Annotated in this window: 15 protein-coding genes and 2 pseudogenes; 8 read left to right on the top strand and 9 right to left on the bottom strand. The window is 66.3% G+C overall.

Features of this window, described 5'->3' with window-relative positions:
* The 3 genes from BN996_RS06600 to BN996_RS06610 form a co-directional block, all read right to left on the bottom strand.
* On the bottom strand, positions 1-339 hold a 339-nt coding region (locus BN996_RS06600), incomplete at its 3' end, for a nucleotide-binding protein (protein WP_449271626.1).
* 64 nt (positions 340-403) lie between these two features.
* Positions 404-778: a YlbF/YmcA family competence regulator gene (locus BN996_RS06605; protein WP_004041523.1), complete on the bottom strand. Its 375-nt coding sequence runs from the start codon at positions 776-778 to the stop codon at positions 404-406.
* A gap of 72 nt (positions 779-850) precedes the next feature.
* The gene (locus BN996_RS06610; RefSeq protein ID WP_089777706.1) at positions 851-1,504 is read right to left on the bottom strand and encodes an alpha/beta hydrolase; all 654 of its coding nucleotides are present in this window, start codon (positions 1,502-1,504) and stop codon (positions 851-853) included.
* 165 nt (positions 1,505-1,669) lie between these two features.
* On the opposite strand from BN996_RS06610, the gene dph2 reads away from it, so the two are divergent.
* The 3 genes and pseudogenes from dph2 (at position 1,670) to BN996_RS06625 (ending at position 4,979) form a co-directional block, all read left to right on the top strand.
* Complete coding sequence (gene dph2, locus BN996_RS06615) at positions 1,670-2,704, top strand: diphthamide biosynthesis enzyme Dph2 (protein ID WP_008574453.1); 1,035 nt, start codon at positions 1,670-1,672, stop codon at positions 2,702-2,704.
* A 158-nt stretch (positions 2,705-2,862) separates the two neighbouring features.
* The gene (locus tag BN996_RS06620; protein ID WP_089777707.1) at positions 2,863-3,423 is read left to right on the top strand and encodes a DUF8173 domain-containing protein; all 561 of its coding nucleotides are present in this window, start codon (positions 2,863-2,865) and stop codon (positions 3,421-3,423) included.
* Positions 3,424-3,502: 79 nt separating this feature from the next.
* Positions 3,503-4,979 (top strand): annotated as a pseudogene (locus BN996_RS06625) (hypothetical protein).
* Between the two features lie 27 nt (positions 4,980-5,006).
* On the opposite strand, the gene BN996_RS06630 reads toward BN996_RS06625, so the two are convergent.
* Together BN996_RS06630 and BN996_RS20635 are read right to left on the bottom strand one after the other, a co-directional pair.
* Positions 5,007-5,456: a TIGR00725 family protein gene (locus BN996_RS06630; protein ID WP_089777708.1), complete on the bottom strand. Its 450-nt coding sequence runs from the start codon at positions 5,454-5,456 to the stop codon at positions 5,007-5,009.
* A 177-nt stretch (positions 5,457-5,633) separates the two neighbouring features.
* On the bottom strand, positions 5,634-5,756 hold the full coding sequence (locus BN996_RS20635) for a hypothetical protein (protein WP_264371800.1): 123 nt from the start codon (positions 5,754-5,756) through the stop codon (positions 5,634-5,636).
* 248 nt (positions 5,757-6,004) lie between these two features.
* Between BN996_RS20635 and BN996_RS06635 the strand changes: the two genes are divergently transcribed.
* The 3 genes from BN996_RS06635 to BN996_RS06645 all read left to right on the top strand — a co-directional run bounded on the left by BN996_RS06635 (position 6,005) and on the right by BN996_RS06645 (position 10,000).
* Positions 6,005-6,838 carry an MBL fold metallo-hydrolase gene (locus tag BN996_RS06635; RefSeq protein ID WP_089777709.1) on the top strand — a complete coding sequence of 278 codons (834 nt, stop codon included), beginning with the start codon at positions 6,005-6,007 and terminating at the stop codon, positions 6,836-6,838.
* Between the two features lie 156 nt (positions 6,839-6,994).
* A complete protein-coding gene (locus tag BN996_RS06640; RefSeq protein WP_089777710.1) occupies positions 6,995-9,028 on the top strand; it encodes a hypothetical protein in 2,034 nt (677 codons plus the stop codon).
* A 75-nt stretch (positions 9,029-9,103) separates the two neighbouring features.
* Positions 9,104-10,000 (top strand): phosphoribosyltransferase HisG-related protein, encoded by an 897-nt coding sequence (locus BN996_RS06645; RefSeq protein WP_042666224.1) that lies wholly within the window; start codon positions 9,104-9,106, stop codon positions 9,998-10,000.
* A 30-nt stretch (positions 10,001-10,030) separates the two neighbouring features.
* Here BN996_RS06645 and BN996_RS06650 read toward each other — a convergent pair whose 3' ends face one another.
* Together BN996_RS06650 and BN996_RS20790 are read right to left on the bottom strand one after the other, a co-directional pair.
* Complete coding sequence (locus BN996_RS06650; RefSeq protein WP_226908713.1) at positions 10,031-10,330, bottom strand: hypothetical protein; 300 nt, start codon at positions 10,328-10,330, stop codon at positions 10,031-10,033.
* A gap of 241 nt (positions 10,331-10,571) precedes the next feature.
* A pseudogene (locus BN996_RS20790) lies at positions 10,572-10,661 on the bottom strand (ArsR/SmtB family transcription factor); the annotation flags it as partial.
* Here BN996_RS20790 and BN996_RS20640 point away from each other — a divergent pair.
* Together BN996_RS20640 and BN996_RS20485 are read left to right on the top strand one after the other, a co-directional pair.
* Positions 10,623-10,757: a hypothetical protein gene (locus BN996_RS20640; RefSeq protein ID WP_264371801.1), complete on the top strand. Its 135-nt coding sequence runs from the start codon at positions 10,623-10,625 to the stop codon at positions 10,755-10,757. The pseudogene BN996_RS20790 and the gene BN996_RS20640 sit on opposite strands and share 39 nt — an antisense overlap.
* Before the next feature lie 35 nt (positions 10,758-10,792).
* On the top strand, positions 10,793-10,960 hold the full coding sequence (locus tag BN996_RS20485; RefSeq protein ID WP_244878209.1) for a RidA family protein: 168 nt from the start codon (positions 10,793-10,795) through the stop codon (positions 10,958-10,960).
* Positions 10,961-11,030: 70 nt separating this feature from the next.
* On the opposite strand, the gene BN996_RS06660 is transcribed toward BN996_RS20485, so the two are convergent.
* The gene (locus BN996_RS06660; RefSeq protein WP_089777712.1) at positions 11,031-12,080 is read right to left on the bottom strand and encodes a tyrosine-type recombinase/integrase; all 1,050 of its coding nucleotides are present in this window, start codon (positions 12,078-12,080) and stop codon (positions 11,031-11,033) included.
* Positions 12,070-12,516: a DUF5805 domain-containing protein gene (locus tag BN996_RS06665; RefSeq protein WP_089777713.1), complete on the bottom strand. Its 447-nt coding sequence runs from the start codon at positions 12,514-12,516 to the stop codon at positions 12,070-12,072. The genes BN996_RS06660 and BN996_RS06665 overlap by 11 nt, the downstream gene beginning before the upstream one ends.
* Between the last annotated feature and the right edge of the window lie 582 nt (positions 12,517-13,098).

Consider the following 13,098-nt stretch of genomic DNA (forward strand, 5'->3'; position numbering starts at 1 on the left):
GGCGGCGTCGGGGCCGGCCCCCGCGGGGCAGTCGACGACCGCGCGCCGCTCGTCGTCCGCGGCGGTTCGGAGCCACCGCTCGAAGGCGTCGTCGTCGGCCCCGGCTGGCGCCGGCAACACGGAGACGGTCGAGTCGGTCGGATGCGGCCGGACCGACGGCTCTCGGGCGGGTGCGCCCGAGGCGGCGTCCACCGGGCGTTCGACGCCGGCCATCGCGTGGAGGTTCGGCATGTCCCTGTCGGCGTCGACGGCGAGCACCGGGCCGTCGAGCGCGCTCGCCAGTCCGAGGGTCGTGGTGGTCTTCCCGCTGCCGCCCTTGCCGCCCGCGATTGCCAACATAGCCGGGGCTGGCCCCGGCTTGGTACTTGAACCTGCGGCGAAAACGAGTCGCGCCGAGTCGTCCTCAGTCGTTACAACAGCCGCCGGCCTCGCCGCCGAAGTCGACCGCAAGCGGCTCCGAGATGGCCTCGTTAATCTTCTCCAACTCGCCGACGAGTTCGGCCTGCGCGAGGAGGTACTCCTCCATCACGGGCTCGGAGTGGAGTTCCTCTTGGGCCGCTTGGACCTTTCGGAGCCCCTCTTGGGTCGCTTCGCCCATCTGCCGGGACACGTTGAACTCCTCGCGGAGCTGGTTGAACTCCGTGATGAGTTCCTGCACGTCGTCGTCGGCTTCGACGGCGGCCTTCGCCTCCTCGTAGGCTTCGTACTTCGGATGGTCGGCGATGGCTTCGCCGAGTTCGCGCCCGAGTTCTTCGAGCCGCGTCGTCTGCGTGCTCATAGCCGCGCGTTGGGGTGCGAGCGGTTTCAACCTGCCGAACGGGGAAGGACGGGCGATTCCGCAGACGGCGGCTCAGACGCGGGCTTCGACGAACGCGACCACGTCCCGCAGTTCGTCCGGGCCGACGCCGTGGGGCGCGCCGTAGACGTTCGCGGTCACGTCCGCGCCGAGTTCGCGGAGGCGCTCGGCCGCGCGTTCGACCCGCGAGGCCGGGATGACTTGGTCCATCGACCCGCCGCCGACGAACACCGGCTTGCCGGCGATGCCGTCGGGGTCGAGGTCGGCGTGCGAGTCAGCGAGGTAGCCGTGGAGCGCGACGACCCACGCGTAGTCGTCGGGGTCGTCGAGGAGGAGCGACAGGCTGGTAATCGCGCCCTGACTGAACCCGAGGAGTCCGATTCGGTCGGGGTCGATGTCGTACGCCTCGACCGCGCCGGCGATTGCCTCGCGGACGAGGCTCCGGGAACGCTCGAACTGCTCGGCGTGGGGCTGGCTCTGGTGGAGACCGCCCTCGGAGAGGTCGAGTTCGTACCACGTGTAGCCGCCCTGCAGCGGGTCGGGCGCGCGGAGGCTCACGACGTGGACGTGGTCGGGGAACTCCCGTGCGATAGACAGGAGGTCCTGTTCGTTCGAGCCGCGGCCGTGGAGCAGGACGACGGCGGGAGCCGGTCCGTCGCCCGGCTCCGACGGTTCGACGTGGACGTGTTCGAGGGGGATGTCTGACATGGACGGCGGTAGGCCGCCGCGAGCCTTGAATCCCCGAGTGACAACGGGGTAACCGGGTGACGCCGCCGTCGACGCCGCGGTTCGATTCGGCGTGCGTGCGGGTGTGTGACGCTCATTCGTGGGGAAGCGCGGTGGTTAAACGGCTCCGTCCGCAACGATGGGGCAATGAGTCAGGACGCCACCTCGGAGGGAGACCTCCGAAACACCGGGATGTCGCTCAAGCACGACCGGGAGTGGGACTACGAACTCGAACAGATCGTCGAAGCCATCGAGGAGCGCGACGCAAAGCGCGTCGGCCTCCAGTTCCCCGAGGGGTTGAAGCGCCGCGGCCCGGCGGTCGCCGACGACCTCCGACAGCTCTGCGACGACGACGTGACGTTCATGCTCTCCGGTCAGCCGTGTTACGGCGCGTGCGACCTCGACACCTACCTCATGCGGCGGACCGACGTGTTCGTCCACTTCGGCCACTCGCCGATGAAGGAGTCGGACAAAATCATCTACGTCCCGCTTTTCTCCAACGTCGACCCCTTCCCCATCATGGAGGACGCGCTCGACGACATCGAGGGCGACGAGGTCGGCCTCGTCACCACCGCCCAGCACATGAACCGCTTCGAGGACATGTGCGACTGGCTCGAAGAGCGCGGCTACACCGTCCAGACCCGCAAGGGCGACGACCGCCTCACCTACGAGGGACAGGTCCTCGGTTGTAACTACGCCTCCGCGGACATCCCGGCGGACGACGTTCTCTACGTCGGCGGCGGCAAGTTCCACCCGCTCGGCCTCGCGATGGAACACCCCGACAAGAACGTCGTCATCGCCGACCCCGTCAACAACGTCGTCACCATCGCCGACACGCGGAAGTTCATGAAACAGCGCTACGCCTCGGTCCACAAGGCGATGGACGCCGAGAAGTGGGGCGTCATCTTCTGTACGAAAATCGGCCAGGGTCGCATGGAAATCGCCGAGAAGATTCTCGAAGACAACGACAACGCCTATCTCATCACCATGGACGAGGTGACGCCGGACCGCCTCCGCAACTTCGACATGGACGCGTTCGTCAACACCGGCTGTCCGCGCATCACGACCGACGACGGCCCGCGCTTCCACAAGCCGATGCTCACGCCGCAGGAGTACCGCATCGCCGTCGGCGACGAGCCGCTCGACGCCCTCGAATTCGACACGTTCCACGGCACCTGGTAGCCCGAGACTCCCGGTGAGCGCCCCGCCCCGGCGCGTGGCTCTCGCGACGCCGCCGAGGGGAGCGTCCTGTTTCGACTCTTCCGCCTCGCTTCGGACGTATCCGATTTTCTGACAGTCCATCCAGAATACCTATACGAGTCGCCATTCGACGGACACGTATGGTCCCTCCACGAACACGAACTGCCCTCCTGAGCCTGCTCGGCGTCCTCGCGCTCGCGGGGACCGCCGCCGCGCAGAACCTCGAATCCGCACAGCAGATTTCGCCGGTGTTCCGCGCCGGTGGAAGCTTCCTCATCGACCTCGTCGTCGGCGGCATCCTCGTCGCCGCGGCCCCGGCGTACACCAGAGACGCCATCGCCGAGATTCGGGACGACCCCGGCGGGTCGTTCCTCTGGGGTCTGGGCGTCAGCATCGGCGGCGTCATCGTCCTCGTCCTCCTCGCAATCACCATCATCGGCCTCATCGTGGCGATTCCGGGGTTCCTCGCGCTCATCCTGCTTAGTATCGTCGGCGGCGCGGTTTCGACGGTCTTCCTCGGCTCGCTCGTGACTGGCACCGCCTCCGGCGGGTCTCCCCCGCTCGGCGTCTCGGTCGCGGTCGGCGCGCTCGTCGCGGCGGTCCTGTCGCTCGTCCCCATCCTCGGTAGCGTCATCCTGTTCGTCGTCGATATGCTCGGCCTCGGCGTCGTCGGCCGCAACCTCATCCGGCAGTGGGTCTGACGCCGCGCCGCCGCTTCTGACAGGCGGCTCTCAGGAGCACCACAACATTCAGGGTACAGGTAGCGAATTGGTCAGACAGATGCCGACGACCCACCTCCCCGTTCTCGGATTCGACGTGCAGCGGGTCGTCACCCCGCTCGAAGCCGCCGACGTCGACGCAGACCGGGTTCGGCTGGTCCGCGACGAGGCCGACCCCGAGCAGGGTCGCGACCCGGACGACTGTACGCCCGGCGCGCCGCGAGCGAGCGCCCGCGCCGCGAAAGCCGTCTCCGAACGGCTCGCGGGCCGGGGGACGCTCGACGAAGCGCGGCTCCCCTTCACCGCGTCGTTCGAGGAACTGTACGCCGCGACGGCCGACCTGCTCCGCGAGGCCGCCGCGGACGGCGACGTGCAGGTGAACCTCTCGGGCGCGCCCCCGCAGGTCGCCGCCGCGTTCTACGCCGCGCGGACCGCCCTCGTCGACGGCGGCGACCTCGACCGCGGGACCGTCTCGCTCTTGGCGATTCCCGCGACCGACCGTCCCGACCTCGCCGCCATCGACGACCTCCGGACGCTCGTCGCCGACGTCGAGGCCGCGTCGGACGCGTTCGCCGAGTTCCGGCCGCCCCGCGGGCGCTCGTGGGGCGCGCTCCGGCGGCGACTCGCCGCTCGGCGCGATGAGTTCCTACGTCGGCCGCGCCCGCGAACAGTTGGCCGACCTCGTCGAGTCCGAGGCCCCCCGCCCGGACCCCGAAGACACCCGCGACCCGAACGCGGTCCTCGACGCGCTCGACGGGTGGCTCGACGCCGAGAGCCGCCTGCTCGCGTCGGTCGAAGACGACCCCCGCGAACTGGTCGGGCGCTTCCGGACGAGCTGTGAGGCGCGCTTCGGGAAGTTCGAAGACCGGGCAACCATCGAGCTGTTCGAGTCGCTCGACCGCTTCGAGGCGCACCTCGACGCCTATCTGGACGCCCGGTCGCAGCTCTCGGCCGCCGCCGCTCCGGTCGCAGAACGGACGGCCGACCTCTCCGAGCGGGCCACAGCGGCCGCGACGAGCCTCTCCGAACTCGACGAGTCCGGTCCGGCGACCGGCGAGTCGGGCCTCGAACTCGACGCCCACGCGCTCTCGCCGTTGGGCGACCTCGAAGCGGCGGTGCTGTCCGTCCTCGTCGCGGGGCCGCCGCGCTCCCGCCCGCGGACCCGCCGCGCGGTCGCCGCCGAACTCCGCGAGCGCGCCGAACACCACGGCATCGTCGCCGGCGCGCGCGACGAGGAGACGTGGTCGGCGTTCGATTCGTTCTGCGTGGGCGTCGCTCGCGACAGCGTGACCGGCGACCGCTTCGAAAAGCGACTCTCGAACGCGCTCGCCCCCAGACTCGACGTGGCCGTCGAGGGACTCGCCGCGAACGGGTTCGTCACGACGCGCGAGCGCGAGCGCGGACGAGACGCGCTCGAACCGACGGACGCCGGCCGGCTGTGGGCGTCGACGACCGACTGGGAGTCGTTCCGCGAGACCGTCGTCGACGACCTGCTCCGCGACTGCGTCGAGCGCGACGAGGGCGTCGCCGACGCGTAGCACGAACGGCGCGACCGAACTGGGTTCTCAGACCGCGTTTTCGACGAATGCGACGGCCGCTTCCGGCGAGTCGCACGGCTCGAAGCCGTCCAGCGAGCCGACCTGTTGGGTCCTGATTCCGGCCGTCGGGCGGTCGAAGACGTTGGCGTAGCCGACCTCGGAGAGCGTCCCGCCGCCGCCGTCGACGGCGATGACGGCGTCGCCGTTCATCGCGACGAGCGCGTTTCTCGCGTGGCCGAGACCGGTCGCGACGGCCACGTCGACGTAGGGGTTCGCCTCGTCGCGGTCCTCGCCCGGCAGGACGCCGATGGTCGTGCCGCCGGCGTCCTTCGCGCCGCGGCAGGCGGCCTCCATGACGCCGCCGAGACCGCCGCAGACGACCGTGTGGCCGCGCTGGGCGAGCAGGCGTCCCACGTCTTCCGCGACGGTCTCGACCGGTGCGGGAACGACGCTGCCGCCGACGACGCTCACGCGCACGGCGGCACCTCTTTTCGGCGTCCGCCGGTGTCGGTGTCTGTATCGCTGTCGTCGTCGCCTCGGCGTTCGTCGATACCGCGGATTGTGGCTGCGCTCATGTGGTATCGGACCGCGCCGAAGAAGATAAGTGCGGGGCCGCGTCGCCCGACTGGGGTCGGGCTGCCGTTCTCGGTCGCGTCAGAACTCGTCCGTTCGCCGCGAGTCGTCGTCCAGCGGGGAGACCGCTTCCCACGCACCGCACGCGCGCATCGTCCGAGCCATCGAAGAGAAGTTCGCCGTTTGTTTGCGGGGTCTTGACATGGTGTTTGGTAGCATGAGATACACCATTAAATATCTTGTCAGGGTAACACCTTATACGACACATATGTCCTCAAATTCTATCTAGTTCTGAGATATTCGACCACTCACTCTCGGATTAGTCACTAATTTTGAAGATGCGGTCGAGGCGGCCGGGAGGAAGGGGGAGAGGGCGCGCGGTCCGCTCCCGCTCGACGAGTCCAACGGGAGAGAGCGCAACGCTTAGTCCCCCCGCGTGAGGACACGTCTCTATGACAGTCAGCGACTGGAGCGACTGGCTCCCGCGTGCGGTCGAGTCGGCCGACCCCGAGACGGTTGCCGTCTGGTATCTGGGCTGCAACGGGTTCGTCATCAAGGGTAGTGAGGGGACGACGCTGTTCGTCGACCCGTACGTCGGCATCGGCGACCCGCCGCGGACGGTCCGCATGATTCCCGTCCCGTTCGACCCCGAGGACGTGACCGAGGCCGACGCGGTCCTCGCCACCCACGAGCACACGGACCACGTCCACGGCCCGAGTCAGGCCCCTATCCTCGAAAACACGGGTGCGACGTTCGTCGCCCCCGACGACTCGCTTTCGGTCGCCTACGACGACGAGGCGTGGTTCGACGACTACGACCTCTCCGACGACCAGTTCGAGGAGGTCGCGGAGGGCGACAGCGTCGAAATCGGCGAGTTCACGGTCCACGTCGAACCCGCCTACGACCCCGATGCGAGCCACCCGGTCGCCTACGTCTTCGAACACGAGTCGGGCACGTTCATCCACGGCGGCGACACCAAGCCCGCCGAGGAGTTCGCCGACATCGGCGAGCGCTACGACCTCGACCTCGGCATCCTCGCGTTCGGGACCGTCGGCAACATCCCCGACAAGGAGACCGGTGAACCGGTCCGCACGAAGTGGTACAACGACGAGAACCAGATTATCGAGGCCGCGAGCGACCTCGACCTCGACCGCCTCGTGCCGACCCACTGGGACATGTGGAAGGGCCTGACCGCCGACCCGAAGGTGCTGCATCACCACGCCAAGAGCTTCGAGGCCCCCCGCTCGCTCGAACTCGTCGAAATCGGCGACCGCGTCGATCTCTGAGGCCGCGTCCGGGACCGAAATTCCGGCGACGGCGGCCCCGCGACGGTCGTCGTCGACCGACAGTCATCCCATCGGAACGGTCTAATCGAGGGACGGCGTCGGGTCGACTTCGCGGTCCCCGGTTGTTTTATAATGGATGTCGGGAAAGTGGCGGCCATGAGCCGCGAGTCCGAAGGGGTTACCTCGGTTTCCGACGGCGAGGTCACGGTCGAAAAGACCTTCGCCGCCGACGAGTTTCCCGTTCCCGCCATCAAGTTCGTCATCAGTTCGACGCGAGATGAGGCGACCCGAATCCGGGTCATCGACCGCATCCCCGAGTCGTTCCCGATGGAGAGCGTCGGGTTCCACCCCGACTTCGAGAGCGACAACTGGACGGCCTACAAGGACCACCGCGTCGAGTACGAGCGGACGCTCGACCCCGGCGAGGAACTCGTGACGGTCTACGGCATCCGCATCACCGACGGCCACGACCAGACTGACTTCCTCGAAGAGCCGACGCTCGAACGCATCCCGGTCGACGGCGGCATCGACCCCGACGACATCGACGACATCCTCGGCGAAGACCGCAGTCAGATCGTCCGGGACGTGCTCGCGGGCAATCGCGACCCGCCCCGCGACCAGTCGTCCGCCGCCGACGCGGACCGAGAGGACGAAGGGGAAGTCGTCCTCGACGCGCCCGCGGACGCCGTTTCTGAGCCCGGAGCCGCCGTCGACGCCGAGGCGGACGCGACCGCCGACGCGGAAGCCCTCGACGACGAGCCGAGCGACGGCGACCTCGCGGCCGCCTTCCGCGGTGGAGACGACGAGGACCTTGACGCAGACGCACCCGAGTCGCAGACGTCCGACGAGGGCGACGGGCCGGTCGCACCTTCGCCCGACGACGACGTGCTCGGCGATGACGACACCGACGACGCGGACGCCGCCGCCGGCACCGCCGAATCCGTCGGCCCGCGCGCCGTCGCGGCCGACACCACACCGGCGGTGACCGCACATCTCGAAGAGCCCGAGCCCGAGCCCGACCCGGCGGTGGAGCCCGACGCCGGAGCCGATTTCGACATCGACGCCGAAGCGGACTCGGCCACCGACGCCAACGCCCCCGCCGACGCGGCTCCGGCCGGAAGCGCGCCCGCGACCGACGCGAGCGGTCTCGTCGGCGCGCTCGCCGCCGAGATTCGGTCGGGCGCGGCCGACGAGGAGGACATCGAGGTCCTGCGCGAGGCGGTCGACGCCGAGACGCGCCGGAGCACCGACGTTCGCATCCGTCGCCTCCAGTCGCAGATGGAGGACCTCGCGGCGTACTCCGACGCGCTCGCGGAGTTCATCGACGAGGAGGGGACCGGGAACGAACTCGTCTCCGAGTTCCGCGCCGAGATGGCCGACTTCCGCGAAGACCTCGACGCCCTCGACTCGATGGTCGACGGCGCGGTCGAGTCGGTCGACGACGCGGCCTCCCGGCTCGACGCGGCCGAAGAGACCATCGCCACGGTCGACGAGCGCTCCGACCGCGTCGCCACGCGGGTCGCCGACGCCGAGAGCCGCCTCGACGACCACGACGGCCGTCTCGAAGGCCTCGCGTCCGACCTCGAAACCGCGGACGACACGCTCGATGACTACCACGGCTGGCTCGAATCCCACAACGAGCAGTTCGAGGCCGTCGAGGGCCGGCTGGACGACCACGACGGCCGGTTCGAGGACCACGACGAGCGGCTCGAAACCGCCTCGCGGAACATCGACGCCGGTTCCGCCCGCCTCGACAGCGTCGAGGAGACGCTCGCCAAGCGCGAGGAGGAGCTCGTGACCGTCCGCGAGCGTCTCGACGACATCGCCGGTCGGTTGGACGAGACGGTCGACCGGCTCGAAGGGGCCGAAACCGACGCGGCGGAAGCGACCGAACAGGCCTCGACGCTCCACGCCGAGGTCGGCGACATCCGCGAGGACATCGCCGAACTCGACGGGGACATCGTGGAGACGCGCGAGGCGCTCGACGACCGCCTCGCGGACGTTCAGTCGCGGGTCGAAGACGCCGCGGCCGACGAGGAAATCGAGGCTCTGCGCGACGACATCCAAGAGCTAAACGATACCGTCGCCGAACTCGAAACCTTCCGCGAACGCCTCGCGGGTGCCTTCGGCACCGGCATGGGCGGCGGCCCGGCCGCCGGCGACGACGGCGACACCGACGACGCGGAGTAGCGCTTCCGAGCTTTTTCCCGAGAGACGTTTTCGCGAAGCGCAACCTGTTTAGCGGGCCGCCCCGACGTTCCGATGATGACAGAGACGGTGCGCGTCGCTGTTCCGCGAAAGGGTCGCCCCCTCGAAGCGGTGCTCGAACGGTTCGCCACGACCGAGAGCATCGCCGAGGTGGCGGACGAAATCACCTCGACACTCCGATACGAGAAGTCGGTCACGAAGGGCCATACCCATCCGGAACGCGACGTGTACGAGCGACTCGCGGACTACAGTGACCTCTCGGACCCGGCCGCGCCGGAGTTCACGCTCCTGCGCGACGACCGAGACGGGATGCCGCGACGCATCGTCTTCGACAGCGTCGTCTTCGAAATCGACGGGGTGGACATCCACCTCGTCGGCCGCGAGGAGCCGTTCCGCGCCCTCCGGACCCACGAGTTCGGCCTCGGCTTCGACAGCGCCGACCTCGTCCTCGAAGAGGTCGTCAAGCTCCGGCCCGAGGGCCTCGGGAGCATCGAGGACGTGAACGCCCGCATCGACCCGATGGACACCGACGTTCGGGTCGTCTCCGGGCTCGGCGACACGGTGTATCACACGCTCATGGCCGACCCCGAACTCCTCCCGCCGGGCTCCGAACTCGACCGCGACTTCGTCGCGGACTACGCGGGCGACCTGTGTATCTCGCCGCGCTACGAGCGCCTCGTGGAGGCGGTTCTCGGCACGCGGTGTCTCGACGACGTGACGTTCGCGTATCCGAACGGCGCGCCCGAAGAAGAGGCCGCCATCGCGGAGACCGGTATCGGCGTTTACCTCACGATGACCGGGTCGACCGCGCGCGAACACGGCCTCGTCCTCGGCGAACACCTGTTCCCGAGCGAGACGGTCCTGATGGAGAACGTCGCGGAGGCGACGCCGGCCGCAGAGACCGTCAAGCGGGCCATCGCGTCGCCGGAGGTAGAGACCGAATTGACGGTCTAACCGAGCACAAAACGAAGCAGAACTTCAGTTCTATATCAGCGGGTTCGGTGGATAGATGGAGAGTCCTCTTCGGATGCCATACTCGAAAATGGCGACGATGCCAACGAAGACGACGAACACGAACCAGACACCGAGGTAAAGCGGTGTGAAACTCTCCATGGAGGGTGAGAAGTGGTCGTAAAGGCTGTAGGATGTGAATACAATGGCCAGCATCCCCGGGAGTATCAGCTTGTATCGGAGAAGTAGGTAAGATGAACCTGCGCCCAAGACAAACATGCCGAATATCTGAAGGAAGTTATACAGGAGACGTTGGGGACCTTCAGCATCCATAGACAAATTCAGTAGATAGTATCCATTGAAATAGACGATAACCGCGTTAATGACCCCGATAGCTACCGCGATTCCAATTCGTTTATTCATGGTTTACTATCGTGTTGATTATGACCCTACTGAGTCCTTAGCATTGCGATATCGCCATTGTGGGACTCCCAGTCGGAGCCGTTATTGAGGCTAGACCGTGCTGGGTACCGGGAGGAACTATCTGTCCAACAGCCAACGATTTCCTCTCTTGTTCCGAGGCGGTGAGCGGGTCGTCGTAGACGGCGGTGAGGAGACGCCTCGCGTGACAGATGACCGCCGACAGGACTTCGTCGGCGTCGTCGAGTGCGACGACAAGCAGTTTCCCGAACCGGACCAGACGTCGGACGGGCTCCGGTCGGTCGAGAGCCAGACCACCCGCGCGCTCGAACGCGTGTAGTCGGTGGCCGAACGCTCGGGACCCGACTGGACGACGTGCTTCGGACCACGGTGTACGCGACCGACCTCGACCGAATCGACGCCATCGAGTCGGCCTACGACGCCTACTTCGGCACCCGACGACCGACGATGACCGTCGTCAGCGTCTCCGTACTCCCGAACGACCCCCCCGTCCAAACCGAGGCGACGGGTGTCAAACGATAGGTTCGAACCCTCCAATTAGATATAGCGAGATACAGTTTACAAGTCGCACTTCGAACAGCTATCACGCTCCTCAGCGGAGCGAGTAAATGTTCGATTCGTACGTTTCGCGCACTCTGTCGCCCCAGTTGTGGGTATACGTGTCGATGATGTCGCCGGCCACGTCGCCGCGGAGGTACTTGACGATGCCGCGGTCGCCGGTGCGGTCCCGGAGATGGGTCGTGAAGAAGTGCCGGAAGTAGTGCGGCGTGACGTTCTCCTCTCGGTCACCGCCCGCCCGGTACCAGCCGGCGTCGGCGGCGTGAGAGGTGACGACGTGGTGGACGGCGTCGGGGTCCAGCCGACGGCCCCACCCCGAGGCGGTGCCGACGAAAAGCGGTTCGGCCGGTGACGGCGAATCCGGACGAACCGCTAGCCAACGCAGGAGAACGTCCTCCAGTTCGTCGTCGACCGGGACGACCGTCGACCGCTTTCGCTTGTTCGATGCGGTTCGCTCCTCGCCGTTTGTAATGCTCCCGACGCTCGGGTCGGCGGCGACGTACATCGACGGTCCGCGCCCGTCGAGGGCGGCGCGAGTCGATACACCGGAGAGGGGTGTATCCACCGACAACGACACGTCTCGAAGGTCGAGATTGCACAGTTCGCCGACGCGCATCCCGGTTTTGAGGAGGGTGACTACCAGCGCGTGCTCCAGCGGATGGGCGATTCCGCGGACGAACTCCCGCATCTGCGGGACCGAGAGCTCGCGTCGGGCGGGGTTCGTGTCGATTCGCTCGTCCATCTCCTCCATCACGAGGCTCATCGGGTTGGAGTCGAACGCGCCGACCTGCGCCATGTAGGCGTAAAACCGGTGGAGGTAGGAGGCGTACGTCGCCACCGTGCTCGGCGCGACATCCCGGTTTCGAAGGGTGTGTATCCACGCCATGCAGTCGCGGTGAGTCGCGTCGCCGACCGACCGAGCGGTCCCGGAGGGGTTCCGCGAGGGGTCCCCGAGGAACGACTCGAACGCCCGGAGGACGCGTTCGTAGGCGTCGCGGGTTCGGTCTGTCTTCCCGTGATAGGTCATATCCTGCAGGAAGTAGCCGACGGGGTCTTCCGCCTCGGCGGGGTTTTCAGCGGCCATCGCGCTCCGCCAGCGTGTAGCCGCCGTGTCGCCCGCTGTACACGACTCGGCCGCTCGATTGCAGTTCCTGAAGCGTCGATTCGAGGCGGTCTTCGATGTCGTCGGTCAGCGCCGCGACGAGGTCGTCCCACGACCGATGCGAATCGGCCGCGAGCGCCTCGACGATCCGGGCCTCGAACCCGTCGTTATTTTCTCTCGATTCTTCTTGATTTGAACCGTCGTTCTGGAGACCCGTTTCCACCCCTTCGACCCCGGGGGTTGTGGTCGCTTCATCGCCTCTCGGAGGGACATCGAAATCGCGCCGACCGGCCTGTACCATCGTTCTGACAAATTCGCTCTGGCTCATCCCGAGTCGGTCCGCGTGGTCCTTCCAGATGGCCTTCTGGTGGGCCGGGAGGTAGGTTTGCACCGTCGCGCGGTCGGCCTCGTCGCTCATGAACGGGTCGACACGGGGGTCGATATTCAATCTACCGGCACGGTCCAGAATAAGAGAGATTATCCTGAGCAGTACATGCGTATTTTCGGCGGCGAATCTGAGTTATCCTGAATACTACAATCGTATTTTTGGCAATTTGCATGTAGTATTCAGGATATTATATTTCGCCGGAGAATGTCGATTTCGGGCGTTTCGAGCGAATTTGAGACTCGGCTGATTTTTGTTGCTCTCGATAGGACAAACCACGCGCAGCATCTCCTCATTTTTGTTATGGATGCCCAATTTTGGATGGGGGTTCTCACCTTGTTCACCCTGGAGTAACGTATGGAAGAACCACTTACACGAGTTTCGTTATTTCATACATAATTTCACTGAATTATTATATAATTTGGACAGCGCTGGTTTTGCCCCCGTTTTATTTCTCTCAACGAGACACGAACTATTCTGTCTATAATTTCTGTATATTTTCTCAGAAATATACTCGCTGGCGACGCGTCATCTGTGTTCTCTCGAACGGCTATATTTCAACTAAAATGAACTCGGTATTTTTCACCGATTATATCTGCCATTCTACTCCGAATA

The sequence above is a fragment of the Haloferax massiliensis genome (assembly GCF_001368915.1).
GTDB classification, from domain to species: Archaea; Halobacteriota; Halobacteria; order Halobacteriales; family Haloferacaceae; genus Haloferax; species Haloferax massiliensis.

What these genes read in the sequence shown, in the direction of transcription:
- BN996_RS06605 (WP_004041523.1), bottom strand. Translation starts at nt 778, where the DNA reads ATGAGCACGCAGACGACGCGGCTCGAAGAACTCGGGCGCGAACTCGGC.
- BN996_RS06610 (WP_089777706.1), bottom strand. Translation starts at nt 1,504, where the DNA reads ATGTCAGACATCCCCCTCGAACACGTCCACGTCGAACCGTCGGAGCCG.
- dph2 (WP_008574453.1), top strand. Translation starts at nt 1,670, where the DNA reads ATGAGTCAGGACGCCACCTCGGAGGGAGACCTCCGAAACACCGGGATG.
- BN996_RS06620 (WP_089777707.1), top strand. Translation starts at nt 2,863, where the DNA reads ATGGTCCCTCCACGAACACGAACTGCCCTCCTGAGCCTGCTCGGCGTC.
- BN996_RS20635 (WP_264371800.1), bottom strand. Translation starts at nt 5,756, where the DNA reads ATGTCAAGACCCCGCAAACAAACGGCGAACTTCTCTTCGATGGCTCGG.
- BN996_RS06635 (WP_089777709.1), top strand. Translation starts at nt 6,005, where the DNA reads ATGACAGTCAGCGACTGGAGCGACTGGCTCCCGCGTGCGGTCGAGTCG.
- BN996_RS06640 (WP_089777710.1), top strand. Translation starts at nt 6,995, where the DNA reads ATGAGCCGCGAGTCCGAAGGGGTTACCTCGGTTTCCGACGGCGAGGTC.
- BN996_RS06645 (WP_042666224.1), top strand. Translation starts at nt 9,104, where the DNA reads ATGACAGAGACGGTGCGCGTCGCTGTTCCGCGAAAGGGTCGCCCCCTC.
- BN996_RS06650 (WP_226908713.1), bottom strand. Translation starts at nt 10,330, where the DNA reads ATGGATGCTGAAGGTCCCCAACGTCTCCTGTATAACTTCCTTCAGATA.
- BN996_RS06660 (WP_089777712.1), bottom strand. Translation starts at nt 12,080, where the DNA reads ATGGCCGCTGAAAACCCCGCCGAGGCGGAAGACCCCGTCGGCTACTTC.
- BN996_RS06665 (WP_089777713.1), bottom strand. Translation starts at nt 12,516, where the DNA reads ATGAGCGACGAGGCCGACCGCGCGACGGTGCAAACCTACCTCCCGGCC.